The sequence below is a fragment of the Streptomyces sp. Z423-1 genome (assembly GCF_013009255.1).
GTDB lineage: Bacteria > Actinomycetota > Actinomycetes > Streptomycetales > Streptomycetaceae > Streptomyces > Streptomyces gossypiisoli.
Genome location: NZ_CP053109.1, coordinates 5,973,644 through 5,999,169, shown reverse-complemented (window position 1 = coordinate 5,999,169; position 25,526 = coordinate 5,973,644). Strand labels below are relative to the sequence as shown.

At 70.1% G+C, this 25,526-nt stretch carries 21 protein-coding genes, 1 tRNA gene and 1 pseudogene; 18 read left to right on the top strand and 5 right to left on the bottom strand.

Annotated features, from left to right (window positions below; translation table 11 throughout):
• Positions 1 to 19: 19 nt before the first annotated feature.
• Positions 20 to 721, bottom strand: coding sequence for a CPBP family intramembrane glutamic endopeptidase (locus HJD23_RS26950; protein WP_171113977.1), 702 nt, complete (start codon positions 719 to 721; stop codon positions 20 to 22).
• Between the two features lie 24 nt (positions 722 to 745).
• A complete protein-coding gene (locus tag HJD23_RS26945; protein ID WP_171113978.1) occupies positions 746 to 1,336 on the bottom strand; it encodes a TetR/AcrR family transcriptional regulator in 591 nt (196 codons plus the stop codon).
• An 86-nt stretch (positions 1,337 to 1,422) separates the two neighbouring features.
• Here HJD23_RS26945 and HJD23_RS26940 point away from each other — a divergent pair, with 86 nt between their 5' ends.
• From HJD23_RS26940 to HJD23_RS26895, 10 genes are all read left to right on the top strand, one after another.
• On the top strand, positions 1,423 to 3,039 hold the full coding sequence (locus HJD23_RS26940; RefSeq protein ID WP_171113979.1) for a carboxyl transferase domain-containing protein: 1,617 nt from the start codon (positions 1,423 to 1,425) through the stop codon (positions 3,037 to 3,039).
• 8 nt (positions 3,040 to 3,047) lie between these two features.
• Complete coding sequence (locus HJD23_RS26935; RefSeq protein WP_171113980.1) at positions 3,048 to 5,351, top strand: biotin carboxylase N-terminal domain-containing protein; 2,304 nt, start codon at positions 3,048 to 3,050, stop codon at positions 5,349 to 5,351.
• The gene (locus HJD23_RS26930; RefSeq protein WP_171113981.1) at positions 5,348 to 6,295 is read left to right on the top strand and encodes a hydroxymethylglutaryl-CoA lyase; all 948 of its coding nucleotides are present in this window, start codon (positions 5,348 to 5,350) and stop codon (positions 6,293 to 6,295) included. The genes HJD23_RS26935 and HJD23_RS26930 overlap by 4 nt, the downstream gene beginning before the upstream one ends.
• A 6-nt stretch (positions 6,296 to 6,301) precedes the next feature.
• Positions 6,302 to 7,462 (top strand): acyl-CoA dehydrogenase family protein, encoded by a 1,161-nt coding sequence (locus HJD23_RS26925; RefSeq protein WP_171113982.1) that lies wholly within the window; start codon positions 6,302 to 6,304, stop codon positions 7,460 to 7,462.
• Positions 7,463 to 7,595: 133 nt separating this feature from the next.
• Positions 7,596 to 8,648: an ABC transporter substrate-binding protein gene (locus HJD23_RS26920; protein WP_171113983.1), complete on the top strand. Its 1,053-nt coding sequence runs from the start codon at positions 7,596 to 7,598 to the stop codon at positions 8,646 to 8,648.
• Between the two features lie 137 nt (positions 8,649 to 8,785).
• Positions 8,786 to 9,622: a siderophore-interacting protein gene (locus tag HJD23_RS26915; RefSeq protein ID WP_171113984.1), complete on the top strand. Its 837-nt coding sequence runs from the start codon at positions 8,786 to 8,788 to the stop codon at positions 9,620 to 9,622.
• Between the two features lie 145 nt (positions 9,623 to 9,767).
• A complete protein-coding gene (gene desA / locus HJD23_RS26910) occupies positions 9,768 to 11,210 on the top strand; it encodes a lysine decarboxylase DesA (RefSeq protein ID WP_171113985.1) in 1,443 nt (480 codons plus the stop codon).
• Positions 11,194 to 12,480, top strand: a complete 1,287-nt coding sequence (locus HJD23_RS26905) for a SidA/IucD/PvdA family monooxygenase (protein WP_171113986.1) — start codon at positions 11,194 to 11,196, stop codon at positions 12,478 to 12,480. The genes desA and HJD23_RS26905 overlap by 17 nt, the downstream gene beginning before the upstream one ends.
• Entirely contained in the window at positions 12,477 to 13,031 is a 555-nt protein-coding gene (locus HJD23_RS26900) for a GNAT family N-acetyltransferase (RefSeq protein ID WP_171113987.1), read from the top strand. The genes HJD23_RS26905 and HJD23_RS26900 overlap by 4 nt, the downstream gene beginning before the upstream one ends.
• Positions 13,028 to 14,800: an IucA/IucC family siderophore biosynthesis protein gene (locus HJD23_RS26895; RefSeq protein ID WP_171113988.1), complete on the top strand. Its 1,773-nt coding sequence runs from the start codon at positions 13,028 to 13,030 to the stop codon at positions 14,798 to 14,800. The genes HJD23_RS26900 and HJD23_RS26895 overlap by 4 nt, the downstream gene beginning before the upstream one ends.
• Positions 14,801 to 14,887: 87 nt before the next feature.
• Here the strand turns inward: HJD23_RS26895 and HJD23_RS26890 are convergent, their stop codons facing one another.
• Positions 14,888 to 16,453, bottom strand: a complete 1,566-nt coding sequence (locus HJD23_RS26890; RefSeq protein WP_269475855.1) for a beta-N-acetylhexosaminidase — start codon at positions 16,451 to 16,453, stop codon at positions 14,888 to 14,890.
• Between the two features lie 113 nt (positions 16,454 to 16,566).
• Here HJD23_RS26890 and HJD23_RS26885 point away from each other — a divergent pair, with 113 nt between their 5' ends.
• The 3 genes from HJD23_RS26885 (at position 16,567) to glmS (ending at position 19,636) form a co-directional block, all read left to right on the top strand.
• Positions 16,567 to 17,448 carry a DUF4429 domain-containing protein gene (locus HJD23_RS26885; protein WP_171113990.1) on the top strand — a complete coding sequence of 294 codons (882 nt, stop codon included), beginning with the start codon at positions 16,567 to 16,569 and terminating at the stop codon, positions 17,446 to 17,448.
• Positions 17,449 to 17,547: 99 nt separating this feature from the next.
• Complete coding sequence (locus HJD23_RS26880; protein WP_141313127.1) at positions 17,548 to 17,805, top strand: hypothetical protein; 258 nt, start codon at positions 17,548 to 17,550, stop codon at positions 17,803 to 17,805.
• A 13-nt stretch (positions 17,806 to 17,818) separates the two neighbouring features.
• Positions 17,819 to 19,636: a glutamine--fructose-6-phosphate transaminase (isomerizing) gene (gene glmS / locus HJD23_RS26875; protein ID WP_171113991.1), complete on the top strand. Its 1,818-nt coding sequence runs from the start codon at positions 17,819 to 17,821 to the stop codon at positions 19,634 to 19,636.
• Positions 19,637 to 19,811: 175 nt separating this feature from the next.
• Here the strand turns inward: glmS and HJD23_RS26870 are convergent, their stop codons facing one another.
• Both HJD23_RS26870 and HJD23_RS26865 read right to left on the bottom strand, forming a co-directional pair.
• The gene (locus tag HJD23_RS26870) at positions 19,812 to 20,372 is read right to left on the bottom strand and encodes a GPR1/FUN34/YaaH family transporter (protein ID WP_171113992.1); all 561 of its coding nucleotides are present in this window, start codon (positions 20,370 to 20,372) and stop codon (positions 19,812 to 19,814) included.
• Positions 20,373 to 20,522: 150 nt separating this feature from the next.
• On the bottom strand, positions 20,523 to 21,050 hold the full coding sequence (locus HJD23_RS26865) for a universal stress protein (RefSeq protein WP_171113993.1): 528 nt from the start codon (positions 21,048 to 21,050) through the stop codon (positions 20,523 to 20,525).
• 332 nt (positions 21,051 to 21,382) lie between these two features.
• Here HJD23_RS26865 and HJD23_RS26860 point away from each other — a divergent pair, with 332 nt between their 5' ends.
• The 5 genes and pseudogenes from HJD23_RS26860 to HJD23_RS44105 all read left to right on the top strand — a co-directional run.
• Positions 21,383 to 21,715 carry a hypothetical protein gene (locus HJD23_RS26860; RefSeq protein ID WP_171113994.1) on the top strand — a complete coding sequence of 111 codons (333 nt, stop codon included), beginning with the start codon at positions 21,383 to 21,385 and terminating at the stop codon, positions 21,713 to 21,715.
• Positions 21,716 to 22,092: 377 nt separating this feature from the next.
• On the top strand, positions 22,093 to 23,343 hold the full coding sequence (locus HJD23_RS26855; protein ID WP_171113995.1) for a helix-turn-helix domain-containing protein: 1,251 nt from the start codon (positions 22,093 to 22,095) through the stop codon (positions 23,341 to 23,343).
• Between the two features lie 120 nt (positions 23,344 to 23,463).
• The gene (orn, locus tag HJD23_RS26850) at positions 23,464 to 24,066 is read left to right on the top strand and encodes an oligoribonuclease (protein WP_171113996.1); all 603 of its coding nucleotides are present in this window, start codon (positions 23,464 to 23,466) and stop codon (positions 24,064 to 24,066) included.
• A gap of 94 nt (positions 24,067 to 24,160) precedes the next feature.
• Positions 24,161 to 24,233, top strand: a tRNA-His gene (locus HJD23_RS26845).
• A 596-nt stretch (positions 24,234 to 24,829) separates the two neighbouring features.
• A pseudogene (locus tag HJD23_RS44105) lies at positions 24,830 to 25,053 on the top strand (IS1380 family transposase); the annotation flags it as partial.
• Positions 25,054 to 25,526: the final 473 nt, after the last annotated feature.

Here is a 25,526-nt window from a genome sequence, read left to right as displayed (position 1 = left end):
CCCTCGTCACGCCGGTGGCTCAGGCGGGCGGCCACCACCGAGGTGTCGCCCAGGCCAGCGCGTAGCCGAAGCCGTTGATCGCCCAGTGCAGGGCCGCGGGCGCGAGCAGGCTGCCGGAGCGGCGACGCAGCTCGCACAGGACCACCCCGGCGGCGACCATGGCGACGACGGCCACCGCCACGGTCGCCGTCACGCCCGCCGGGCCGCTCCCGAAGGCCGTTCCCACGGCGGCGTTGGCGCTGCCCAGGCCGCGGGAGGGCAGCAGGTGCCACAGGCCGAAGAGCAGCGACGAGGCGGCGGTCGCCCACGCCGTGCCGCGCCGGCGCCGGATCATGGCCCACAGCACCCCGCGGAAGGCGGTCTCCTCCAGCAGCACGGTGCCCAGCGGCACCCGCACCAGCACCGCCCACAGCAACTGACCGGCGGACAGGTCGGCGGCCCTGGCGTCACGGAGTGCCTCGCGGCCCACTGGGAAGGCGAGGAGGAGCAGGAAGACGACGAGCACGACACCGGCCAGGACGGGCGCCCACCGCAAACCCCGGCGCACCCCCGTCGCGTCGAGCCCCAGATCGGCCCGGGTGAGACCGTCCCAGCGGGCGATCAGCAGCAGGACGGCCGTCGCGGCGACACAGGTGAGGACGTACGCGACGGGGCCGCGCACGAGCCAGTTGTTGATCAGGTTCGCGGTGATCAGGACGGCGACGACACAGACGATCCGCATCCTGCCTCCAGCATCCCGGCCCGTCTACGAGCCCGCCGCCGCGAACGCCCCCTTCGCCATCCGGTGCAGCAGCTCCGCCGTCGCCCCCCGCCCCGGCAGGGACCCCGGGCGGCCCAGGTGCGGGGTCGAGTTCAGCAGGCCGAAGACCGAGTGGACGGCCGAGCGGGCCGTCGGCTCGGGGAGGTCCGGGTAGACCTGGCGGACCACCTCCACCCACAGCTCGACGTACTGGCGCTGGAGCTGGCGCACCAGCTTGCGGTCGCTGTCCCGGAGGCGGTCCAGCTCGCGGTCGTGCAGGGTGATGAGCGGGCGGTCGTCGAGCGCGAAGTCGATATGGCCCTCGATGAGCGAGTCGAGGACCGCCTCGGCGTCCCCGTCCGCCTCCGCCACCCGGCGCTTCCCGCCGGTCAGGAGCTGTCCGCTGATGCCCACCAGCAGCTCGGCGAGCATCGCGTCCTTGCCCGGGAAGTGGCGGTAGAGGCCGGGGCCGCTGATGCCCACCGCCGCCCCTATCTCGTCCACCCCGACACCGTGGAAGCCGCGCTCGGCGAAGAGTCGCGCGGCCTCCTTGAGGATCTGTTCGCGGCGGGTGGGGGCGTCGGTTCGCATGGCCATGAAAGCAATTCTAGACAGCGAGGTTAGCGGTCGTTAACCTGAAGGAAATGCGTTAACGCTCATTAACAAGGTGAGGGGACCGCAGGATGGACCAGGCACCGGAGCTGCACGGCGCGGCGGACCCCGCGTCGGAGGCCTGGCGGGCCAACGAGGCAGCGCACCTCGCGCTCGTGGAGGAGCTGCGCGCCAAGCTCGCCGCCGCCCGGCTCGGCGGGGGTGAGAAGGCGCGCGCCCGGCACACCGCGCGCGGCAAGCTGTTGCCGCGCGACCGCGTCGACACCCTTCTCGACCCCGGCTCGCCGTTCCTGGAGCTGGCGCCGCTCGCGGCCGACGGGATGTACGACGGCCAGGCCCCGGCCGCCGGTGTCATTGCCGGGATCGGGCGGGTGAGCGGGCGGGAGTGCGTCGTCGTCGCCAATGACGCGACCGTCAAGGGCGGGACGTACTACCCGATGACGGTGAAGAAGCATCTGCGCGCCCAGGAAGTCGCCCTGGAGAACCGGCTGCCCTGTCTCTACCTCGTCGACTCCGGCGGCGCCTTCCTGCCCATGCAGGACGAGGTCTTCCCGGACCGTGAGCACTTCGGCCGGATCTTCTACAACCAGGCCCGGATGTCCGCCGCCCGCATCCCACAGATCGCCGCCGTCCTCGGCTCCTGCACGGCCGGTGGGGCGTACGTCCCGGCGATGAGCGACGAGGCCGTCATCGTGCGGAACCAGGGGACGATCTTCCTCGGCGGCCCCCCACTGGTGAAGGCCGCCACCGGCGAGGTCGTCACCGCCGAGGAGCTCGGCGGCGGCGAGGTGCACGCGCGCGTGTCCGGCGTCACCGACCACCTCGCGGAGGACGACGCCCACGCCCTGCGCATCGTGCGGAACATCGTCGACACCCTCCCCGCGCGCGGGGCGCTGCCCTGGGAGGTGCGGCCCGCGGTGGAGCCGAAGGCCGACCCGTACGGGCTGTACGGGGCCGTGCCGGTCGACCCCCGCACCCCCTACGACGTACGCGAGATCATCGCGCGCGTGGTCGACGGCTCCCGGTTCGCGGAGTTCAAGGCCGAGTTCGGGCAGACCCTCGTCACCGGCTTCGCCCGGATCCACGGCCACCCGGTCGGCGTCGTCGCCAACAACGGCATCCTCTTCTCCGAGTCCGCCCAGAAGGGCGCCCACTTCATCGAGCTGTGCGACCAGCGCGGCATCCCGCTGCTGTTCCTGCAGAACATCTCCGGGTTCATGGTCGGCCGGGACTACGAGGCCGGCGGCATCGCCAAGCACGGGGCGAAGATGGTCACCGCCGTCGCCACCACGCGCGTACCGAAACTGACGGTCGTGGTCGGCGGCTCGTACGGCGCCGGGAACTACTCCATGTGCGGCCGGGCGTACTCGCCGCGCTTCCTGTGGATGTGGCCGAACGCCAAGATCTCCGTCATGGGCGGCGAGCAGGCCGCCTCCGTCCTCGCCACCGTCAAGCGGGACCAGATGGAGGCGCGCGGCGAGGACTGGCCCACGGACGAGGAAGAGGCGTTCAAGGCACCGATCCGTGCGCAGTACGAGCGTCAGGGGAATGCCTACTACGCGACCGCCCGCCTCTGGGACGACGGGGTGATCGACCCCCTTCAGACCCGTCAGGTGGTCGGCCTGGCCCTGACCGCGTGCGCCAACGCGCCCCTGGGTGACCCCCAGTTCGGCGTCTTCCGGATGTGAGGGGACCGATGTTCGACACCGTTCTTGTGGCCAACCGCGGAGAGATCGCCGTCCGCGTCATCCGTACGCTGCGCTCGCTGGGCGTCCGCTCGGTCGCCGTCTTCTCCGACGCCGACGCCGACGCCCGGCACGTGCGAGAGGCCGACACGGCGGTACGGATCGGACCGGCGCCGGCCGTCGAGAGCTATCTGTCCGTGGAGCGGATCCTTCGGGCGGCGGCCGCGACGGGCGCCCAGGCGGTCCACCCCGGCTACGGCTTCCTCGCCGAGAACGCCGGCTTCGCGCGCGCCTGCGCCGACGCCGGACTCGTCTTCATCGGACCGCCCGCCGGCGCCATCGCCCTCATGGGCGACAAGATCCGCGCCAAGGAGACCGTGGCGGCGGCCGGAGTCCCCGTCGTCCCCGGCGGCCGCGATCCCGAACTCGCGCTGGCCGCCCGGGAACTGGGCGCCCCCGTGCTCCTCAAGCCCTCTGCGGGCGGCGGTGGCAAGGGCATGCGCCTGGTCCGGGACCTGAGCGGGCTGGACGAGGAGATCGCGGCGGCCCGGCGCGAGGCCGCCGCCTCCTTCGGCGACGACACCCTCCTCGTGGAGCGGTGGATCGACCGGCCCCGCCACATCGAGATCCAGGTCCTGGCCGACGGGCACGGGGGCGTGGTCCACCTGGGTGAGCGCGAGTGCTCCCTCCAGCGCCGCCACCAGAAGATCATCGAGGAGGCGCCGAGTGTGCTCCTCAGCGAGGAGACGCGGTCGGCGATGGGCCGGGCCGCCGTGGAAGCGGCCCGCTCGTGCGGGTACGTCGGGGCGGGCACGGTCGAGTTCATCGTCCCGGGCGGGGATCCGAGCGCGTACTACTTCATGGAGATGAACACCCGCCTCCAGGTGGAGCACCCGGTCACCGAACTCATCACCGGCCTCGACCTGGTCGAGTGGCAGCTGCGGGTCGCGGCGGGCGAGCGCCTCGCCTTCGAGCAGGACGACATCGCCCTCACCGGGCACGCGGTCGAGGCCCGCATCTGCGCCGAGGACCCCACCCGGGGCTTCCTGCCCTCCGGGGGCACGGTGCTCGGGCTGCGCGAGCCGCAGGGCGACGGCGTGCGCACCGACTCCGGGCTCAGCGAGGGCACCGAGGTCGGCAGCCTGTACGACCCGATGCTGTCGAAGGTCATCGCGTACGGCCCCGACCGCGCCACCGCCCTGCGCAAGCTGCGCGCCGCCCTCGCCGAGACGGTGATCCTCGGCGTGCCGACGAACACCGGGTTCCTGCGGAGGCTGCTCGCCCACCCGGCGGTCGTCGAGGGGGACCTGGACACGGGCCTGGTCGAGCGGGAGGTGGCGGGCCTCGTGGCGGACGAGGTCCCGACGGAGGTCTACGCGGCCGCAGCACTCCTACGCCAGGCCGCACTGGCCCCCGCGCCCGCCCCGGGCTCCGGCTGGGTCGACCCGTTCTCCGTCCCCGAGGGCTGGCGCCTGGGCGGCGAGCGGGCCTGGACGGCACACCACCTCCGGGTGCCGGGACACGACCCGGTCACGGTACGCCTGCGCGCCACGACGGACGGCGGCTTCGAGCTGCTGCTCGACACGCCAGAGGTCCCGGCACCGAGGGCCACCGGGTCGGCCCCGGCGGGAGCCAAACCCCTGGCCCGGGCGGGCGTCACCGGCCCCACCCCGGCGGAAGCCAAGGCCGGGGCAGGAGCCGAAGCCCCGGCCGGAGCCAAAGCCACGGCAGGAGCCGGAACCACGGCAGGAACCCAAACCCCGGCCCCGGCGGGCGCCAACGGCCCCACCCCGGCGGAAGCCAAGGCCGGGGCAGGAGCCGAAGCCACGGCGGGAGCCGGAGCCCAGGCCCCGTCGGGCGTCACCCGCCCCACCCCGGCAGAAGCCGGGGCCCCGGTCCGAGTGGTCCCAGGTCCGGCCCCGGTCGGAGTGGAGTCACGGTTCACCTTCCGGCTCGACGGCACCGCCCACACCTTCGCCGCCCTGCCGGACGGCACGTGGCTCGGCCGCGACGGTGACGCCTGGCACGTGCGCGACCACGACCCGGTCGAGGCGTCCCTCTCCCGCGCCGCGCACGCCGGTGCCGACTCGCTCACCGCGCCCATGCCGGGCACGGTCACGGTCGTGAAGGTGGCGGTCGGCGACGAGGTGAGCGCCGGTCAGAGCCTGCTGGTGGTGGAGGCGATGAAAATGGAGCACGTCATCTCCGCCCCGCACGCCGGAACGGTCACCGAACTGGACGTCAGCCCCGGCACCACGGTCGCCATGGACCAGGTCCTGGCGGTCATCGCCCCGGCAGAGGAGGAGACGGCATGAGCACCCCCGCACCCGGCCTCCCGATGGTCGTACCGGCCCCGGACCTGCCCGCCCGGATCCGGATCCACGAGGTCGGCCCCCGCGACGGCCTGCAGAACGAGAAGGCGCAGGTCCAGACCGAGGTCAAGGCGGAGTTCGTCCACCGACTGGCCGACGCGGGCCTGACCACGATCGAGGCCACCAGCTTCGTACACCCCAAGTGGGTCCCCCAACTGGCGGACGCGGAGCAGCTGTTCCCGCTAGTCAGCCATCTCCCCGTCGCCCTCCCGGTCCTCGTCCCCAACACCCGTGGCCTCGACCGGGCGCTGGCCCTGGGCGCCACCCGCGTCGCCGTCTTCGCCAGCGCCACCGAGTCCTTCGCGAAGGCCAACCTCAACCGCACGGTCGACGAGGCGCTGGCCATGTTCGATCCGGTGGTGGCGCGGGCGAAGGCCGAGCGGGTCCATGTCCGCGGCTATCTGTCCATGTGTTTCGGCGACCCGTGGGAGGGCCCCGTCCCGGTCCACCAGGTCGTCCGGGTCTGCAAGGCCCTGATGGACATGGGCTGCGACGAGCTGAGCCTGGGCGACACGATCGGCGTGGCGACCCCCGGTCACGTCGCCGAACTCCTCACCGCCCTCAACGCCGGCCACATCCCCACCACCGCCCTCGGCGTGCACTTCCACGACACCTACGGCCAGGCCCTGGCCAACACCCTGGCCGCGCTTCAGCACGGCGTCACGACGGTCGACGCCTCGGCGGGCGGCCTCGGCGGCTGCCCGTACGCGAAGAGCGCCACCGGCAATCTCGCCACCGAGGACCTCGTGTGGATGCTGCACGGCCTCGGCATCGACACCGGCGTCGATCTCGGCCGTCTCACCGCCACCAGCGTGTGGATGGCCGGTCAGCTGGGCCGACCCAGCCCGTCCCGCACCGTAAGAGCCCTCTCCCACCAGGAGCAGTGACGCATCATGGACCACCGCCTCACCCCCGAGCTGGAAGAACTCCGCCGCACGGTCGAGGAGTTCGCACACGAGGTCGTCGCCCCCAAGATCGGCGACTACTACGAGCGGCACGAGTTCCCGTACGAGATCGTCCGCGAGATGGGCAGGATGGGCCTGTTCGGGCTGCCGTTCCCCGAGGAGTACGGCGGTATGGGCGGCGACTATCTCGCCCTGGGCGTCGCCCTGGAGGAACTGGCCCGCGTGGACTCCTCGGTGGCCATCACCCTGGAGGCGGGCGTCTCGCTGGGCGCGATGCCGATCCATCTGTTCGGCACCGAGGAGCAGAAGCGCGCGTGGCTGCCCCGGCTGTGCTCCGGCGAGATCCTGGGCGCCTTCGGCCTGACCGAACCCGACGGCGGATCGGACGCGGGCGCGACCCGCACCACGGCCCGGCTGGACCCGGAGACCGACGAGTGGGTGATCAACGGCACCAAGTGCTTCATCACCAACTCGGGCACGGACATCACCGGCCTGGTCACGGTCACCGCGGTGACGGGCCGTAAACCGGACGGCGGGCCACGGATCTCCGCGATCATCGTCCCGTCCGGCACGCCGGGCTTCTCGGTCGCGCCCCCGTACTCCAAGGTCGGCTGGAACGCCTCCGACACCCGGGAGCTGTCCTTCGACGACGTCCGGGTCCCGGCGGCGAACCTGCTGGGCGAGGAGGGCAGGGGGTACGCCCAGTTCCTGCGCATCCTCGACGAGGGCCGCATCGCCATCGCCGCGCTCGCCACCGGCCTGGCGCAGGGCTGTGTCGACGAGTCGCTGAAGTACGCGAAGGAACGTCACGCCTTCGGCCGGCCGATCGGCGCCAACCAGGCCATCCAGTTCAAGATCGCCGATATGGAGATGAAGGCCCACACGGCCCGTCTGGCGTGGCGCGACGCGGCCTCCCGCCTGGTGACCGGCGAACCCTTCAAGAAGGAGGCGGCGCTGGCGAAGCTGTACTCCTCCACCATCGCGGTGGACAACGCCCGCGACGCCACCCAGATTCACGGCGGTTACGGCTTCATGAACGAGTATCCGGTGGCTCGTATGTGGCGGGACTCGAAGATCCTGGAGATCGGGGAGGGCACGAGCGAGGTGCAACGGATGCTGATCGCACGGGAGTTGGGGCTCGCGGGCTGAGCGACCGGCCGCACAGGCCGTGCACGGGTGCGAACGCCCGGGGGCCCGCCCCCTGGACAAGATCTGAGGTTAGGCTAACCTACCTTCGAATTGTCCGGCGGGCCCTCCGCCCTGTTCGAAAGCAGCCACACTCATGTCCAACGCCCGTGCCACCCACCTCACCCGCCGCGGCGTCTTCGCCGCCGGTGGCGCCCTCGGCCTCGGTGCCGTGCTCGCAGCCTGCGGCGACGAAGACACGAGCAGCGGCGGCTCGGACGCGAAGGCATCCGCATCCGCCAAGGCCTCCGGCCCCTGGTCGTTCAAGGACGACCGCGGTGAGACGGTGACGCTGGACCAGGTCCCGACGAACATCGTCGCCTTCGTCGGCGTCGCCGCCGCCCTCTACGACTACGGCATCGAGGTCAAGGGCGTCTTCGGCCCGACCAAGACGCAGGACGGCAAGGCCGACGTCCAGGCCGGCGACATGGACGTCAGCAAGCTGACCGTCTTCGGCAACGTCTGGGACCAGTTCAACGTCGAGCAGTACGCCGCCTTCCGGCCGGACGTCCTGATCTCCACCACCTTCGACAGCGCGGGCACCCTCTGGTACGTCCCCGAGGCATCCAAGGACAAGATCGCCAAGCTCGCCCCGAGCGTCGCCATCTCCGTCTACGACCGCCAGATGACCGAGCCGCTGCAGCGCATGTGGGCGCTGGCCGAGTCGCTGGGCGCGGACATGAAGGCCGACAAGGTCGTCAAGGCCAAGCAGGAGTTCGAGGCCGCGGCCGAGCGGCTGCGCAAGGCGGCCAAGGCCCGGCCCGAGATCAAGGTGATGGCCGGTTCCGCGAGCCAGGAGATCTTCTACGTCTCCGGCACCAACCTGTCCATCGACCTGGAGTACTTCAAGGCGCTCGGCGTGAACTTCGTCGAGCCGCCGGAGCAGGCCAAGGCGCAGGGTGGGGGCTGGTTCGAGTCGCTGAGCTGGGAGAACGTCGACAAGTACCCGGCGGACATCATCATGATGGACGACCGGTCCTCGACGATTCAGCCGGCGGACATCACCGAGGGCACGTGGAAGAAGCTGCCCGCGGTCGAGGCGGGGCAGGTCATTGCGCGTTCGCCGGAGCCGATTCTGTCGTACGACAAGTGCACGCCGTTGCTGACCAATCTTGCCGAGGCGATCGAGAAGGCGAAGAAGGTCGCCTGAGAGAGAGCCACTTGAGGTTGTGGGGCGGCTGCGGGTCCGTTGTGGCTGGTCGCGCCCGCGCGGCGGAGCCGCAAATCAATACAGCCCCGCGCCCCCAAGCCGGCTACCCATCCCCTGATAAGCACTCAGGAGCCTCCATGACTACGGCCGTAGCCGCCCCGTTCCGTTTCTTCTCTCTGCAAGTCGTACGGACGGAGCGGCTCGGGCCGTCTCTTGTTCGGGTCACCTTTGCCGGGGACGACCTGCGGTACTTCTCCTCCGAGGGACGTGACCAGTCGCTGTCGTTGTTCCTGCCGCACCCCGGCCAGCGCGAGCCGCGGGTTCCGGTCGAGCTCGGGGACGGATGGTGGCAGGGCTGGCGTGAACTCCCGGACGACGTACGGGCCGTGATGCGGTCCTACACACTGCGGGCGCTCCGTCGCGATCCCGACGAGATCGACATCGACTTCGTCCTGCACACCCCCGCCGGGCCCGCCTCCGCCTGGGCCTCCCGGGCCGTCGCCGGTGATCGGGTGCTGCTGCTCGGCCCGGCGATCGCGGACAACCGGGCGATCCGGTTCCGGCCGCCGGAGGACACCGACCTGGTGGTCCTCTGGGGTGACGAGACCGCCCTGCCCGCCGTCGCGGCCATCCTGGAGTCACTGCCCGCCGGTCAGCGCGTCCGCGTCTGGCTGGAGGTGCACGACGCCGGGGACATCCAGGACCTGGCGACCGAGGCCGACGCCGAGGTCACCTGGCTGGTGCAGGACGCAGGCCGCGCCGAGAGCTCCCCCATGGCCCTCGGCGCCCTGCGCGCCGCCCAACTGCCGCCCGCCGAGCACCCGTACGTCTGGATCGCGGGCGAGTCGTCCTGCGTGAAGGAACTGCGTCGGCACTTCGTCGGCGAGCGCGGTGTCGACCGCCGCCGGGTCACCTTCGTCGGCTACTGGCGACAGGGCCTCACCGAAGAGCAGTTGCGCGAGCGGGGCGAGTAACTGCTGTCCGAAAGGCAGCCGTTCAAAGTGACGGCTGTCACGACTGAGGCCGCGTTTCCTCAGCGTTACTTAGGTTAGGCTAACCTAAGTTAAATGCGGCCTTCCCCCGTCCCGCAACGGACCGTCCCCACCGGAGGACCCCCACATGCGCTCGCACCTGCTCAATGACACGACCGCGGAGCAGTACCGCCGCTCCGTGACCGATGGAGTAGAGCGGGTGGCGGCGAAACTCGCCACCACCGACCGTCCGTTCACGGGCGTCACCGTCGATGCCCTGGCCCCCCGCATCGAGCAGATCGACCTCGACCAGCCGCTGGGCGACACCGCCGCGGTGCTGGACGAACTGGAGGACGTCTACCTCCGCGACGCGATCTACTTCCACCACCCCCGCTACCTGGCCCACCTCAACTGCCCGGTCGTCATCCCGGCCGTGCTCGGCGAGGCGATCCTCTCCGCCGTCAACTCCTCCCTCGACACCTGGGACCAGTCGGCCGGCGGCACCCTGATCGAGCGCAAGCTCATCGACTGGACCGCCGAGCGCATCGGCCTCGGCGAGAACGCCGACGGCGTCTTCACCTCGGGCGGCACGCAGTCCAACCTCCAGGCGCTGCTGCTGGCCCGGGAGGAGGCGAAGGGCGACGACCTCGCGAAACTGCGTATCTTCGCCTCCGAGGTCAGCCACTTCAGCGTCAAGAAGTCCGCCAAACTCCTCGGTCTGAGCGCCGAGTCGGTCGTCGCGATCCCCGTCGATCACGACAAGCGCATGCAGACCGTCGCGCTCGCCCGTGAGCTGGAGCGGTGCCGCGAGGACGGCCTCGTCCCCATGGCCGTGGTCGCCACCGCCGGCACCACCGACTTCGGCTCCATCGACCCGCTGCCCGAGATCGCCGAGCTGAGCGCCCAGTACGGCACCTGGATGCACGTCGACGCCGCCTACGGCTGCGGACTGCTCGCCTCGCCGAAGCGCCGCGCCCTGCTCAGCGGCATCGAGCGCGCCGACTCGGTCACCGTCGACTACCACAAGTCCTTCTTCCAGCCGGTGAGTTCCTCGGCCGTACTGGTGCGGGACGCCTCGACCCTGCGCCACGCCACCTACCACGCGGAGTACCTCAACCCCCGCCGGATGGTGCAGGAACGTATCCCCAACCAGGTGGACAAGTCCCTCCAGACCACCCGCCGCTTCGACGCCCTCAAGCTCTGGATGACCCTGCGCGTGATGGGCGCCGACGGCATCGGACAGCTCTTCGACGAGGTGTGCGACCTCGCCCAGGAGGGCTGGCAGCTGCTCACCGCCGACCCGCGCTACGACGTCGTGGTCGAGCCCTCCCTGTCCACCCTGGTCTTCCGCTACATCCCGGCGGCCGTCACCGACCCGGCCCAGATCGACCGGGCCAACCTCTACGCCCGCAAGGCCCTGTTCGCCTCCGGTGAGGCCATCGTCGCGGGCACCAAGGTGGGCGGCCGCCACTACCTGAAGTTCACCCTGCTCAACCCCGAGACCAAGGCGTCCGACATCGCCGCCGTCCTCGACCTGATCGCCGGCCATGCCGAGCAGTACCTGGGAGAATCCCTTGACCGCGCTTCCTGAAGCCACTGGTGCCACGAAAAAGACGTACGACTTCGTGGGGATCGGGCTCGGCCCCTTCAACCTCGGCCTGGCCTGCCTGACCGAGCCCATCGCCGAACTCGACGGCGTCTTCCTGGAGTCCAAGCCGGACTTCGAGTGGCACGCGGGCATGTTCCTGGACGGCGCCCACCTGCAGACCCCGTTCATGTCGGACCTGGTCACACTCGCCGACCCGACCTCCCCGTACTCCTTCCTCAACTACCTGAAGGAGAAGGGCCGGCTGTACTCGTTCTACATCCGCGAGAACTTCTACCCGCTGCGGGTCGAGTACGACGACTACTGCCGCTGGGCCGCGAACAAGCTGAGCAGCATCCGCTTCAGCACGACGGTCACCGAGGTGACGTACGAGGACGAGCTGTACGTCGTCCGCACCGAGGCCGGAGACCTCTTCCGCGCCCGTCACCTGGTCCTCGGCACCGGCACCCCGCCCCACATCCCGGACGCCTGCCGGGATCTCGACGGTGACTTCCTGCACAACTCCCGCTACCTCCACCACAAGGCAGAGCTCCAGCGCAAGCAGTCGATCACGCTGGTCGGCAGCGGACAGTCCGCCGCCGAGATCTACTACGACCTGCTCAGCGAGATCGACGTACACGGCTACCAGCTGAACTGGGTGACGCGTTCCCCGCGTTTCTTCCCGCTGGAGTACACCAAGCTCACGCTGGAGATGACCTCGCCGGAGTACATCGACTACTTCCGCGAGCTCCCGGAGGCCACCCGCTACCGGCTCACCGCCCAGCAGAAGGGCCTGTTCAAGGGCATCGACGGCGATCTGATCAACGAGATCTTCGACCTGCTCTACCAGAAGAACCTCGGCGGGCCGGTCCCCACCCGGCTGCTCACCAACTCCGCGCTCACCAGCGCCCGGTACGAGAACGGCACGTACACGCTGGGCTTCCGCCAGGAGGAGCAGGAGAGGGACTTCGAGATCAGCTCCCAGGGCCTGGTGCTCGCCACCGGTTACCGGTACGTCGAGCCGGAGTTCCTGAAGCCGGTCCGCGACCGGCTGGTGTACGACTCCCAGGGCAACTTCGACGTCGCCCGCAACTACGCCGTCGACGTCACCGGCAGAGGGGTCTTCCTCCAGAACGCCGGTGTCCACACCCACAGCATCACGTCCCCCGACCTGGGCATGGGCGCGTACCGGAACGCGTACATCATCCGTGAGCTGCTCGGCAGCGAGTACTACCCGGTCGAGAAGACCATCGCGTTCCAGGAGTTCGCCGTATGAGCACGACACGTACGGGCATCGGTACGTTCACCATCCGCCCCCTCGACCCCCTGAAGGACGCCGAGCTGCTGCACGCCTGGGTCACCCACCCCAAGGCGGCCTTCTGGATGATGCAGGACGCCAAGCTCCAGGACGTCGAGCGCGAGTACATGCGGATCGCGGCCCACGAGCACCACCACGCCTACCTCGGCCTGCACGACGGCGCACCGGCCTTCCTGATGGAGAAGTACGACCCCCGGTACGTCGAGCTGGTCGGCCTGTACGACCCCGAGCCCGGCGACGTCGGCATGCACTTCCTGGTCGCCCCCACCGACCGGCCGGTCCACGGCTTCACCCGGGCCGTCATCACCGCCGTGATGGACGAGCTGTTCGCCGACCCGGGCACCCGGCGGGTCGTGGTCGAGCCGGACGTGAGCAACAAGGCGGTGCACGCGCTCAACGAGGCCGTCGGCTTCCTGCCCGAACGTGAGATCGACAAGCCGGAGAAGCGCGCGCTGCTGAGCTTCTGCACGCGTGAGCAGTTCATGGCCGCCCGAGGAGTAGCCGTATGACCCTGTCCGACGCCGTAGCGCATCTCTCCCCCCACCGCTGGGCGCGGGCCAACCGCCTCCTGATCCGCAAGGCGCTCGCCGAGTTCGCCCACGAGCGGCTCATCACCCCGGAGCCCACCGGTGACGGCCGGTACGTCGTGCGCAGCGACGACGGCCTGACGCGGTACACCTTCACGGCCGTGATCCGCGCCCTGGCCCACTGGCAGATCGACACCGACTCCATCACCCGGCACCGCGACGGCAATGAACTCCCGCTCGCCGCACTGGACTTCTTCATCGAGCTGAAGCAGGCGCTCGGCCTGAGCGACGAGATCCTCCCGGTCTACCTGGAGGAGATCTCCTCCACCCTCTCCGGCACCTGCTACAAGCTCACCAAGCCGCAGATCCCGGTCGCCGAGCTGGTGAAAAGCGGTTTCCAGGCCATCGAGGCCGGCATGACCGAGGGCCACCCCTGCTTCGTCGCCAACAACGGGCGGCTCGGCTTCGGCATCCACGAGTACCTCTCGTACGCCCCCGAGACCGCGAGCCCCGTCCGGCTGGTGTGGCTGGCCGCGCACCGCTCGCGTGCCGCCTTCACGGCGGGGGTCGGCATCGAGTACGAGTCGTTCCTGCGGGACGAGCTGGGCGGGGAGACCGTCGAGCGGTTCCACCGGCAGCTCACGGACCGGGGCCTCGACCCCGCCGACTACCTGCTCATCCCCGTCCACCCCTGGCAGTGGTGGAACAAGCTCACCGTCACCTTCGCCGCCGAGGTCGCCCGCAACCACCTCGTCTGCCTGGGCGAGGGCGACGAGGAGTACCTGGCCCAGCAGTCCATCCGCACCTTCTTCAACAGCACCCACCCCGAGAAGCACTACGTGAAGACGGCCCTGTCCGTCCTCAACATGGGCTTCATGCGCGGGCTCTCGGCCGCCTACATGGAGGCCACTCCGGCGATCAACGACTGGCTCGCCCAGCTGATCGAGAACGACCCGGTGCTGAAGTCGACGGGCCTGTCGATCATCCGCGAGCGGGCCGCGGTCGGCTACCGGCACCTGGAGTACGAGAAGGCGACGGACCGCTACTCGCCGTACCGCAAGATGCTGGCCGCACTGTGGCGGGAGAGCCCGGTCGCCTCGCTCCAGGACGGCGAGTCGCTCGCCACCATGGCCTCCCTGCTGCACGTCGACCACGAGGGCCGGGGTTTCGCGGGCGCGCTGATCGAGCAGTCGGGCCTGGCGCCGAAGGAGTGGCTGCGCCGCTATCTGCGGGCCTACTTCACCCCGCTGCTGCACAGCTTCTACGCCTACGACCTCGTCTTCATGCCGCACGGCGAGAACGTCATCCTGGTCCTGAAGGACGGCGTCGTCGAACGCGCGATCTACAAGGACATCGCCGAGGAGATCGCCGTCATGGACCCGGACGCGGTGCTGCCGCCGACGGTGGAGCGGCTGCGCGTCGACGTCCCCGAGGACACGAAACTCCTGTCCATCTTCACGGACGTCTTCGACTGCTTCTTCCGCTTCCTCGCCGCACACCTCGCCACCGAGGGAATCCTGGAGGAGGACGACTTCTGGCGGACGGTCGCGGACGTCACCCGTGAATACCAGGAGTCGATGCCCGAACTCGCCGTCAAGTTCCGGCAGTACGACATGTTCGCCCCCGAGTTCGCGCTGTCCTGCCTGAACCGGCTCCAGCTGCGCAACAACAAGCAGATGGTGGACCTGGCAGACCCGGCGGGCGCACTCCAGCTGGTCGGCACCTTGAAGAACCCCATCGCGGGGTTCTGACACAGACAGGCGGGCACCCCGGAGTACGGTCCTCCGGGGTGCCCGTCGTCTTTTTACGCAGAGGGCATTTTTACTCAGAGGGCACCTTTACTCAGAGGACCAGGGGACCTGCGGCGACCGGTAATACCCGATCCCCAGCGCATCCCACCGAGGCCCCTGCGCCGCAAGCCGCTTCCGGTAGTCCGCCCAGTCATGCGTGGACGCCGGCGACCACCCCAGCTCGGCCACACCCGGCAGCCTCGGGAACGCCATGTACTCGATGTGCCCGGAGTTCTCGATGGTCTCGCTCCACAGCGGCGCCTCGACCCCCCGGATCGCCGACGCCGGCGCACCCGGCAGATAGGCGCCCGGGTCCCAGTCGTACGACCGCCGCACCTCGACGTATCCGGCCCAGGACAGTCCGAGCGGAGTCTGGGCGTTGTACTTCATGTCGAGGTAAATCCGGTCGGCCGGGGAGAGGATCAACCCGGTCCCGTTCCGCGCGGCGGCAGCCACCTGCTCCTTCTCCGCCGGGCTCGTGCCGTCCAGCCCCCAGTACTGCGCGAGGGCCCCCTTCGCCGGGCTCGCGCCGGTGAGCTGGTGCCAGCCGATGACCGTCTTGCCGTACCGGGCGACGATCGGCTGCACCCGGTCCATGAACTTCACGTAGTCCTCGTGGCTGGTGGAATGCGCCTCGTCGCCGCCGATGTGCAGGTGACGCCCCGGGGTCAGCGCGGCGAGTTCCCCGATGACGTCGTCCACGAAGTCGTACGTGACCTCCTTCGGCACGCACAGCGAGCTGAAGCCGACGGCGGTGCCGGTGTAGAGCGGGGGCGCGACGCCGTCGCAGTTCAGTTCGGCGTACGAGGCGAGGGCCGCGTTGGTGTGGCCGGGCATGTCGATCTCGGGGACGACCTCCAGGTGCCGGGCGGCCGCGTAGCGGACGATCTCCTTGTAGTCGGCCTTGGTGTAGTAGCCACCGGGGCCGCCGCCGACCTCGGTCGAGCCGCCGTAGGTCGCCAGGCGCGGCCAGGAGTCGATGGCGATGCGCCAGCCCTGGTCGTCGCTGAGGTGCAGGTGCAGCTTGTTGAACTTGTACAGCGCCAACTGGTCGATGTAGCGCTTGACTTCCCCGACGCTGAAGAAGTGCCGGGAGACGTCGAGCATGGCGCCGCGCCAGCCGTAGCGCGGGGTGTCCTTGATGGTGCCGCCCTCGACCAGCCAGGGGCCGGGCTGTACGGAGTCCCGCTCGACGGCGGCCGGGAGGAGCTGGCGCAGGGTCTGCACGCCGTGGAACAGGCCGGCGGGGCGGGCGGCGGTGATGGTGACGCCGGTGCGGCGGCTGTCGAGGCGGTACCCCTCCTCGCCGTACGGGCCCTTGGCGAGCCGCAGCCGGATGCCGCCGTCGCCGTGGGTGGTGACGGGGAGGCGGTAGCCGGTCGAGGGGCGCAGCACGTCCGCGAGATAGCCGCCGATACGGCGGGCCTCCCGGGAGCCGTCGACGCGGATGCGGGTCCGCTCGGTGATGCGGTACGGCGATCCGCCCGGGTCGACGGAGGCGGGCGCCGGTATCACGTCGTCGAGCGCGGTCTGGGTGCCGGTCTCGGTCGTGGGTGCCGGTGCCGCCGCGGTGAGAGATGCGCCCACCGCCGTGACGAGCAGCAGGGAAGTCAAAAGGCGAAGCGTTCTGTGGTGCAGGGAGCGGTGCTGTCTCACAAACGGTCCCTTCCTGGAGCTCCAACAGGTATGGACCACTGTCTCGCGAGACCGGTGAAACAATCCCTCTCATGGCGGAAATCATCCAGAAGGACGGCACGTGGATCTTCGACGGCGACGCCCTGCGCCTGACTCCCGGACGGGACAAGAACGTCAGTCTGCTGCGCAAGACGCTGGGTGAACTGGTCGTGCCACTGGGGGCGTTGGCGGGCATATCCTTCGAGCAGGGCCGCAGGTCCGGGCGGCTGAGGCTGCGTCTGCGGGACGGCGCCGACCCGCTGCTGCACGCGACCGGCGGCCGGCTCGGCGAACCCCACGATCCCTACCAACTGGTCGTCGAGTCCGACCGCTACGGCGTCGCCGAGTACGTCGTGGACGAGGTGCGCAACGCCCTGATGCTGGAGCAGGTGCCCGCCGAGCCGGTCTCCGAGTACCTGCTGCCCGGCCCCGCCGTCCCGCTGTCGGCCGCCGCCGGGGACGGCACCGCGAGCTTCGACGGCGAGCAGGTGCGCCTGGAGTGGAACTGGAAGACGGAGGACGCCAAGGCCGCCGCCGGCGCCCGCACGCTGGCCGTCACCGACATCGCGGCCGTGGAGTGGCATCCGGCGGCGGGCCTGGAGAACGGTTACCTGCGTTTCACCGTGAAGAACGCCCCGACCAAGGCCCCGCCCAAGTACGACCCGAACTCGGTCGAGCTGTGGGGCTTCAAGAAGGACCCGCTGATGGCCCTGGTCGCGGCCGCCGTCCAGGCCCGCCTCCCGCACCCGGCGGCCCCGGCCCCCGCCGCCCCGGAGGCCCCCGCCCCGCAGCCGGAGGCCGCCGTGTCCGCCCGCGAGGACGACCACGACGCACTGCTCCGGCGCCTGCGCGAACTCGGCGAACTGCACCGCGGCGGCGTACTGACCGACGAGGAGTTCAGCCTGGCCAAGCAGGCGATCCTGAAACGGATGTAACCGGATACAACGGGCATCGCAGCCCATCCACCCCACATCTCTGCCCGAAATCGGGCAGGGATGTTGCGAAAGCGTCGCCCGTACCCCAGGATCTACCGGGTGCACGACGAACTCGTTGATCATCTGACGCGCTCCACGCCCCTCAACCGGGGCGAGGCGCTGCGTGTGATCCAGGACGTGCTCGCCTACTTCGACGAGACGACCGAGGAGTTCGTCCGTCGCCGCCACCGCGAACTTCAGGCCCAGGGCCTGGTCAACGCGACGATCTTCGAGCAGATCGCGGCGGACCTGAAATACCGGGCGGTGGCACCACCCGAGCTCACGCTCAGGCAGCTGCGCCGCATCGTCTACGGCTGAGGAATACGTATATATGTGCGGAATCGTCGGATACATCGGGAAGCGTGACGTCGCCCCCCTGCTCCTGGAGGGCCTCCAGCGTCTGGAGTACCGCGGCTACGACTCGGCCGGCATCGTCGTCACCTCCCCCAAGGCCGCCGGCCTGAAGATGGTCAAGGCCAAGGGCCGGGTCCGTGACCTGGAGACCAAGGTCCCGGCACGCTTCAAGGGCACCACCGGTATCGCCCACACCCGCTGGGCCACCCACGGCGCCCCCTCCGACGTCAACGCCCACCCGCACCTGGACGCCGAGGGCAAGGTCGCCGTCGTCCACAACGGCATCATCGACAACGCCTCCGACCTGCGCCGCAAGCTGGAGGCGGACGGCGTCGAGTTCCTCTCCGAGACCGACACCGAGGTCCTCGTCCACCTGATCGCCCGTTCGCAGGCCGAGAAGCTGGAGGACAAGGTCCGCGAGACCCTCCGCCTGATCGAGGGCACGTACGGCATCGCCGTGCTGCACGCCGACTTCCCCGACCGGATCGTCGTCGCCCGCAACGGCTCCCCGGTCGTCCTCGGCATCGGCGAGAAGGAGATGTTCGTCGCCTCGGACATCGCGGCCCTGGTCACCCACACGCGCCAGATAGTGACGCTGGACGACGGCGAGATGGCCACTCTCAAGGCCGACGACTTCCGCACCTACACGACGGAGGGCACCCGCACCACGGCGGAGCCCACCACCGTGGAGTGGGAGGCGGCGTCGTACGACATGGGCGGCCACGACACCTACATGCACAAGGAGATCCACGAGCAGGCCGAGGCCGTGGACCGCGTCCTGCGCGGCCGGATCGACGACCGCTTCTCCACCGTGCACCTCGGCGGCCTGAACCTCGACGCCCGCGAGGCGCGCCGGATCCGCCGCGTGAAGATCCTCGGCTGCGGCACCTCGTACCACGCGGGCATGATCGGCGCCCAGATGATCGAGGAGCTGGCCCGCATCCCCGCCGACGCCGAGCCCGCCTCCGAGTTCCGCTACCGCAACGCGGTCGTGGACCCCGACACGCTCTACATCGCCGTATCGCAGTCCGGTGAGACGTACGACGTCCTGGCGGCCGTGCAGGAGCTGAAGCGCAAGGGCGCCCGGGTGCTGGGCATCGTGAACGTCGTCGGCTCGGCGATCGCCCGCGAGGCCGACGGCGGCATCTACGTGCACGCGGGCCCCGAGGTCTGCGTGGTCTCCACGAAGTGCTTCACCAACACCTGCGTGGCCTTCGCCCTGCTCGCCCTGCACCTCGGCCGCACCCGCGACCTCTCCGTCCGTGACGGCAAGCGGATCATCGAGGGCCTGCGCAAGCTGCCCACGCAGATCGCCGAGATCATGAAGCAGGAGGAGGAGATCGAGCAGCTGGCCAAGGGGTACGCCGACGCCCGCTCGATGCTCTTCATCGGCCGCGTCCGTGGCTACCCGGTCGCCCGCGAGGCCTCCCTCAAGCTCAAGGAGGTCTCGTACATCCACGCCGAGGCCTACCCCGCCTCCGAGCTGAAGCACGGCCCGCTCGCCCTGATCGAGCCCGCCCTCCCGACGGTCGCCATCGTCCCCGACGACGACCTGCTGGAGAAGAACCGCGCCGCGATGGAGGAGATCAAGGCCCGCAGCGGCAAGATCCTGGCGGTGGCACACCAGGAGCAGGAGAAGGCCGACCAGACGATCGTGGTCCCGAAGAACGAGGACGAGCTGGACCCGATCCTGATGGGCATCCCGCTCCAACTCCTCGCGTACCACACGGCTTTGGCCCTGGGCCGGGACATCGACAAGCCGAGGAACCTCGCCAAGTCAGTGACTGTGGAATAGGTTTCCCCACGACTACCGAAGCGATAATTGAGCAACCCCCACGGCGAGCAACCAGGTCCGCGAGAGCGGCGCCGGTTTAGGCGCAAAAGGGGGGACGGACCCCCACGTGTCGCCACCAGACACAGGGGGTCCGTCTCATTCGCCGGGAAGCCGCCCAACTCCCCGGCCGGCGCAGCTAACCCGCAGCCGTCACACCACGGCCCGCGGCGCCGCGGCGCGGAAGTGCCGTCGGCCAGTGCGCGAGCGCCGCGGTCGCCGCGTACCAGGCCACCGCGCCCGAGGCGACGGCGAACCAGCCACCCGCCTTGTCCAGCGCCCCGCTGTCCGCGAACTGCCCGATGGCGAGCAGCAGCAGCGCGACGAAGAACAGCCCGTACGTGGCCTGCCCGAGCGTCTCGCCCCCGGCGAGCGTGAGGGAGAGGGCGACGAGGGCGAACAGCAGCAGGAACAGCCCTGCGGCGTTGTCGGAGACCTGGGGCGAGACCGCCCAGGTGAACCAGAGCGCGCCGAGCGCGGCGAACGCGGTCCCCGTCCCGGCGTCGCCCTCCCGGAACGCGAACAGTCCGGCGACGAACAGCACGACGCCGCCTACGTAGTGAGCCAGTGTCACGGCGTCCGCCGCCGTCACTCCGTCGATCAGCCCGGTGTACCCGAGGCCGACGGCCAACAGGGTGATACCGAGCGCGAGTCGGCCGACGATCGTGGTCGTGCTTCCCGCAGAGACTCCGTTGTCCACGGCGGGCTCCCTTCATGCATGTGCAGTTGTGCGGTGACCGGTATATGCCCTTCACAAGGGCACAAACACATCTACGCGCGAGTAGATTTGGCGTGCACACAAAGAGAGTCGGCCGTGCCCATCGGGCATCTCACCTGGGCCAACGGCGAGTTACGGAATGACAACGACAGGGCGCTTGGCCCGCTTGGCGAGCCGCCCCGCGACCGAGCCGAAAATTCGACCCACGATGCCGTGCGTGGAGCCGACGACGATGGCGTCCGCCTCGTACTCCCGCCCGACTTCCTCGAGTTCGTGGCAGATGTCACCGCCGCGCTCGACCAGGATCCAGGGCACTTCGGCGAGGTAGTCCGCGCACGCGAGTTCCAGACCGAGCACCTCGGTGCGGTGGTCCGGCACGTCGACGAAGACGGGTGGCTCGCAGCCGGCCCACACGGTGGTGGGCAGCCGGTTGGCCACATGGACGATGATCAGGCCCGAACCGGAGCGCTGGGCCATGCCGATCGCGTAAGCGAGGGCACGCTCGGAGGACGTCGAGCCGTCGAAGCCGACGACGACGCCGTGCTTGAAGGCGGGATCGCACGACTGGCGTGGCTCTTCCGCCGCCAGGGGATCGGCCGCCGTCGAGTCGGCGACCGGCCGCTTGCGGTCCGCGGGTTCGAAGAATTCGTGACCGGCCATGGCTGTCTCGGCGTTGTGATCCTTGATCGGGTGGGACGACAGTGTGCGGCGGAGCTGTGTCCGGGAATCATCTTCCCAACCCCATACCCCAAGGGTACGGCGGCACGCCTCCTTAGCCCGGATACCGCTCACGTCCGCGGCGGGTTCCAGGGAGCATGCACGAGGGGGCGCCCGTAACGCAATGGTTGCTGCCCCGTACAGGCGGTTTGCACAGGATTCACTTACGCCGCCGGCGCACCCCCGGTCCGGCAGTGACCGACCGGTCGCACCGGCGTTGATCCCCGTGAGCCACCGCCGCAGGGAGCGTGAGCCGCCGCTACAGGGAGTACGTGATGTCCGCACCCCGCCCGACCCCCGAGACGCGCCCCGGGACCGCGTCCGGCCCGGACGCGGTGACCGACGTGGTCCGGTGGGCCGCCTTCAGCTGTCTGCTCGTCCCGGTGGTCCTCGTGTGGTGCGGCAGCTCCCTCGCGGGCGCCACGGGCACCGCCGTGGGTCTCGCCGCCGTCACAGCGGTCTGCCGGGCGCTGCTGCGCGCGTCCGAGCGCGGCGCGGCCCGGCTGCGGGCCACGGAGGGCGCGCCGCACCGGGGCCGGCATCAGCGCAGCGGTTCGGGGGCACACAGGGGCGGACGGCGCCCGGGCGGACATACACCGGTCGGCTGACCGGTTTCCGCGCACGCGCCCGTATCTTTTCAGCCAACTTCTGAACTGTGTGCATCAGCACCCCCGAGCACCCCCCAACCCTCGTTCGACCTGCACGGAAAGGGTCCCAGGGGGCTCGCGCACCCTACGTGGATTGGCCACTGCGACAAGGCGCACTTCCCTGCGCGGCCCGCTAGTGCAACGCTTCGTGATCGAATGCTTCACGCCAAGTTGCCAAGTCGACAATGTGCCGGGTGATGAACTGGCCACACCGGCACGGCGGGACACAGTAGATTCGATCTTGACTGTCTACGGCGGGGGACTCGTGCAGGACCGAGGGGAAACGTGCAGGAGCGACACAACCGAGGAGCCGCGACCACCGAGGGGGGCTTAGCAGTATGAGCCACGACTCCACTGCCGCGCCGGATGCCGGGGCCCGGAAGCTGTCCGGGCGCCGCCGCAAGGAGATCGTCGCGGTGCTGCTGTTCAGCGGCGGCCCCATCTTCGAGAGTTCCATACCGTTGTCGGTGTTCGGGATCGACCGCCAGGACGCCGGCGTACCGCGCTACCGATTGCTGGTGTGCGCGGGTGAGGAAGGCCCGCTGCGGACCACAGGGGGCCTGGAACTGACCGCGCCGCATGGCCTGGAAGCGATCTCCCGCGCGGGCACGGTGGTCGTGCCCGCCTGGCGATCGATCACCTCGCCACCGCCGGAGGAGGCGCTCGACGCGCTGCGCCGGGCGCACGAGGAGGGCGCCCGGATCGTGGGCCTGTGCACGGGGGCGTTCGTCCTCGCGGCGGCGGGCCTGCTGGACGGCCGCCCGGCCACCACGCACTGGATGTACGCGCCGACGCTGGCGAAGCGCTACCCGTCGGTCCATGTGGACCCCCGGGAGCTGTTCGTCGACGACGGGGACGTGCTGACGTCGGCGGGCACCGCGGCGGGAATCGATCTCTGTCTGCACATCGTGCGGACGGACCACGGCAACGAGGCGGCCGGCGCGCTGGCCCGCCGCCTGGTGGTGCCCCCACGCCGGAGCGGAGGCCAGGAACGCTACCTGGACCGATCTTTACCGGAGGAGATCGGCGCCGACCCGCTGGCGGAGGTCGTCGCCTGGGCGCTGGAGCATCTGCACGAGCAGTTCGACGTCGAGACGCTGGCGGCGAGGGCGTACATGTCGCGCCGCACGTTCGACCGCCGCTTCCGCTCGCTGACCGGCAGCGCGCCCCTGCAGTGGCTGATCACCCAGCGGGTGCTGCAGGCGCAGCGCCTGCTGGAGACGTCGGACTACTCGGTGGACGAGGTGGCGGGCCGCTGCGGCTTCCGCTCGCCGGTCGCCCTGCGCGGCCACTTCCGCCGCCAGCTGGGCTCGTCCCCGGCCGCGTACCGGGCGGCGTACCGAGCACGCCGCCCGCAGTCCGACCGCCCGTCGGACGGTGACGGCACGGCGAGCACGCCCGCGCCGATGACCGGCCCGCCGCCGCAGGCAGGCCCACCGTCCGCCCCGATGCACCCGGAGGGCCCGGTCCCGCTCCAGGCCCGCCGTACGGCGGCGGCGAGCGCGGTCGGCTCCTCGGCGCTGCCCGGGGACCACGCCCGGGAGGCGTACGCGCGTGCGAGCCTGCCGGGGCAGCGCAGCGGGTCGTAAGCCCACTGTAACGGTGTGTGACGGGGTCCACAGGGAGCAGACAGCCCCTGTGGACCCTGCTCCCGTTCCCGCACCTACGCGGCACCCCTCATATGCGCATGTCGGCCGTAGGGTGGACGCATGAACGATCGCATGGTGTGGATCGACTGCGAGATGACCGGCCTCTCGCTGTCCGACGACGCGCTCATCGAGGTGGCCGCCCTCGTCACCGACTCCGAGCTGAACGTACTCGGCGAGGGGGTGGACATCGTCATCCGCCCGCCGGACCGGGCGCTGGAGACGATGCCGGAGGTGGTCCGTCAGATGCACACCGCGTCCGGCCTGCTCGCCGAGCTCCCGAATGGCACGACCCTCGCGGACGCCGAGGACCAGGTCCTCAGCTACGTACGTGAACACATCAAGGAGCCCGGCAAGGCCCCGCTGTGCGGCAACTCGGTCGGCACCGACCGTGGCTTCCTGCTGCGCGACATGCCCACGCTGGAGGACTACCTCCACTACCGCATCGTCGACGTGTCCAGCATCAAGGAGCTGGCCCGCCGCTGGTACCCGCGCGCGTACTTCAACAGCCCCGAGAAGAACGGCAACCACCGCGCCCTGGCCGACATCCGCGAGTCCATCGCGGAACTGCGCTACTACCGCGAGGCCATCTTCGTACCGCAGCCCGGCCCGGACTCGGACACCGCCCGAGCGATCGCCGCGAAGCACGTCCTGCCCGCACAGTGACCGCCCCGGCGAAAGCCGGGCGCGAGCACCCCTTCGGACCCTGTACACTTTTTCTCGGCCGGTCGGGGAAACGACAGTAGAACCGCCGGTCATGGTGGGTGTAGCTCAGCTGGTAGAGCACCTGGTTGTGGTCCAGGATGCCGCGGGTTCGAGTCCCGTCACTCACCCTCCTCGAAGAGGCCGATGACTGCGCAAGTGAGGTCATCGGCCTCTTTCATTGCCCTTATGGCCACACCGGTGGCCATGGGGATCTTGGGAAGGGCTCGACGAAGAGCCGGCCCCGGTGACACCGCTCACACTGACGTCGTCCCGGTTGGACCACCGGCACGCCCCGGGCCCGACGGCGGCCACCGCGCCCCGGGCGACGGCAGCGACGGGAAGGCTGGCCGGGGAGAACCAGCCACCGAGGAACTGCCCGAGCCACGCCTCCTGGCGCTGAGCAAGTTGCTCCGGGCTCTTTTCCATGTGCTTGTCTTGAACGCATTGAGCGCCCGCATACCGAAGGCCACCGCACGTGCCTCCTGCGCCTCGCATGTCGGAGCGCTCCGGTGCGCCTCGTCCAACGGGGCCGTGAGCGCATCGTCCAACTGAGCCGTGAGCGCGTCGAGTTGCGGAACGAGCGCGTCGACCCGTCGGTTGTACGAGCATGCTGCGGGCCGGGCCGGGTGTGTTCGGGCCGGTGACCTCCGGAGCGGCACGCGCCGAAGTCCGCGAGGGCGTAAGGAAGTTGGCCGACGCGTCGGCTCCGGATGCGGACGGGCAGCTGATGGTGGACCTCGGCAGAGTGGTCATCGCACACTCCGAGAAGCAGGACGCGGCCGCGACTGGAAGAAGACCTTCGGACACCACCCGCTGCCGGGCTTCGTCGACCACGGCCGCGGCGGGTCCGGTGAACGGGGCGCGGACCTGCTGCGGCCTGGCAACGCCATCTCCTACACCGCGAGCGACCACATCGACGCCGCGATGCTGGCCCTGGCGCAGCCGCCGAAGAACCGGGTGCGGCCGGCGAGTGACCGACGTGATCACCGACGCCCTGGCCCAAGCTCACCGCTCTGCCAAAACCAGGCTGACGAGCACCGTGCCCCCCGTCCCTCCGAACCCGCACCAGCCCACCGGAGCCGTGGAACCCGGCGCCCACCAGCCGTAACAGCCAGGCCCTCACCCCTCCCGACCCACCGGCCCAACAAGCCGAAAAGGACCGCAAGTTGGCCTGGCGAGCCGTCATGAAATGCCGAGGCCGGCGTAGCCCTGGAAGCGAATCTGATCCGGCCCGGTGAGGGGTGGCTCACCCGCTCGGATGCGCTCGGCGAACAACTGATCGCGAGGGTGTGCATGGTGAGTGCATGAACACTACACCTCACCCCAAGAAGGCTGTTTCCCGGATTCCGCGAGCATTCGCGGTGAGCGCCGCCGTGGGCATCGCTTGTGCGGCGGGGATGGCAACTGCCACATCCGCCGTC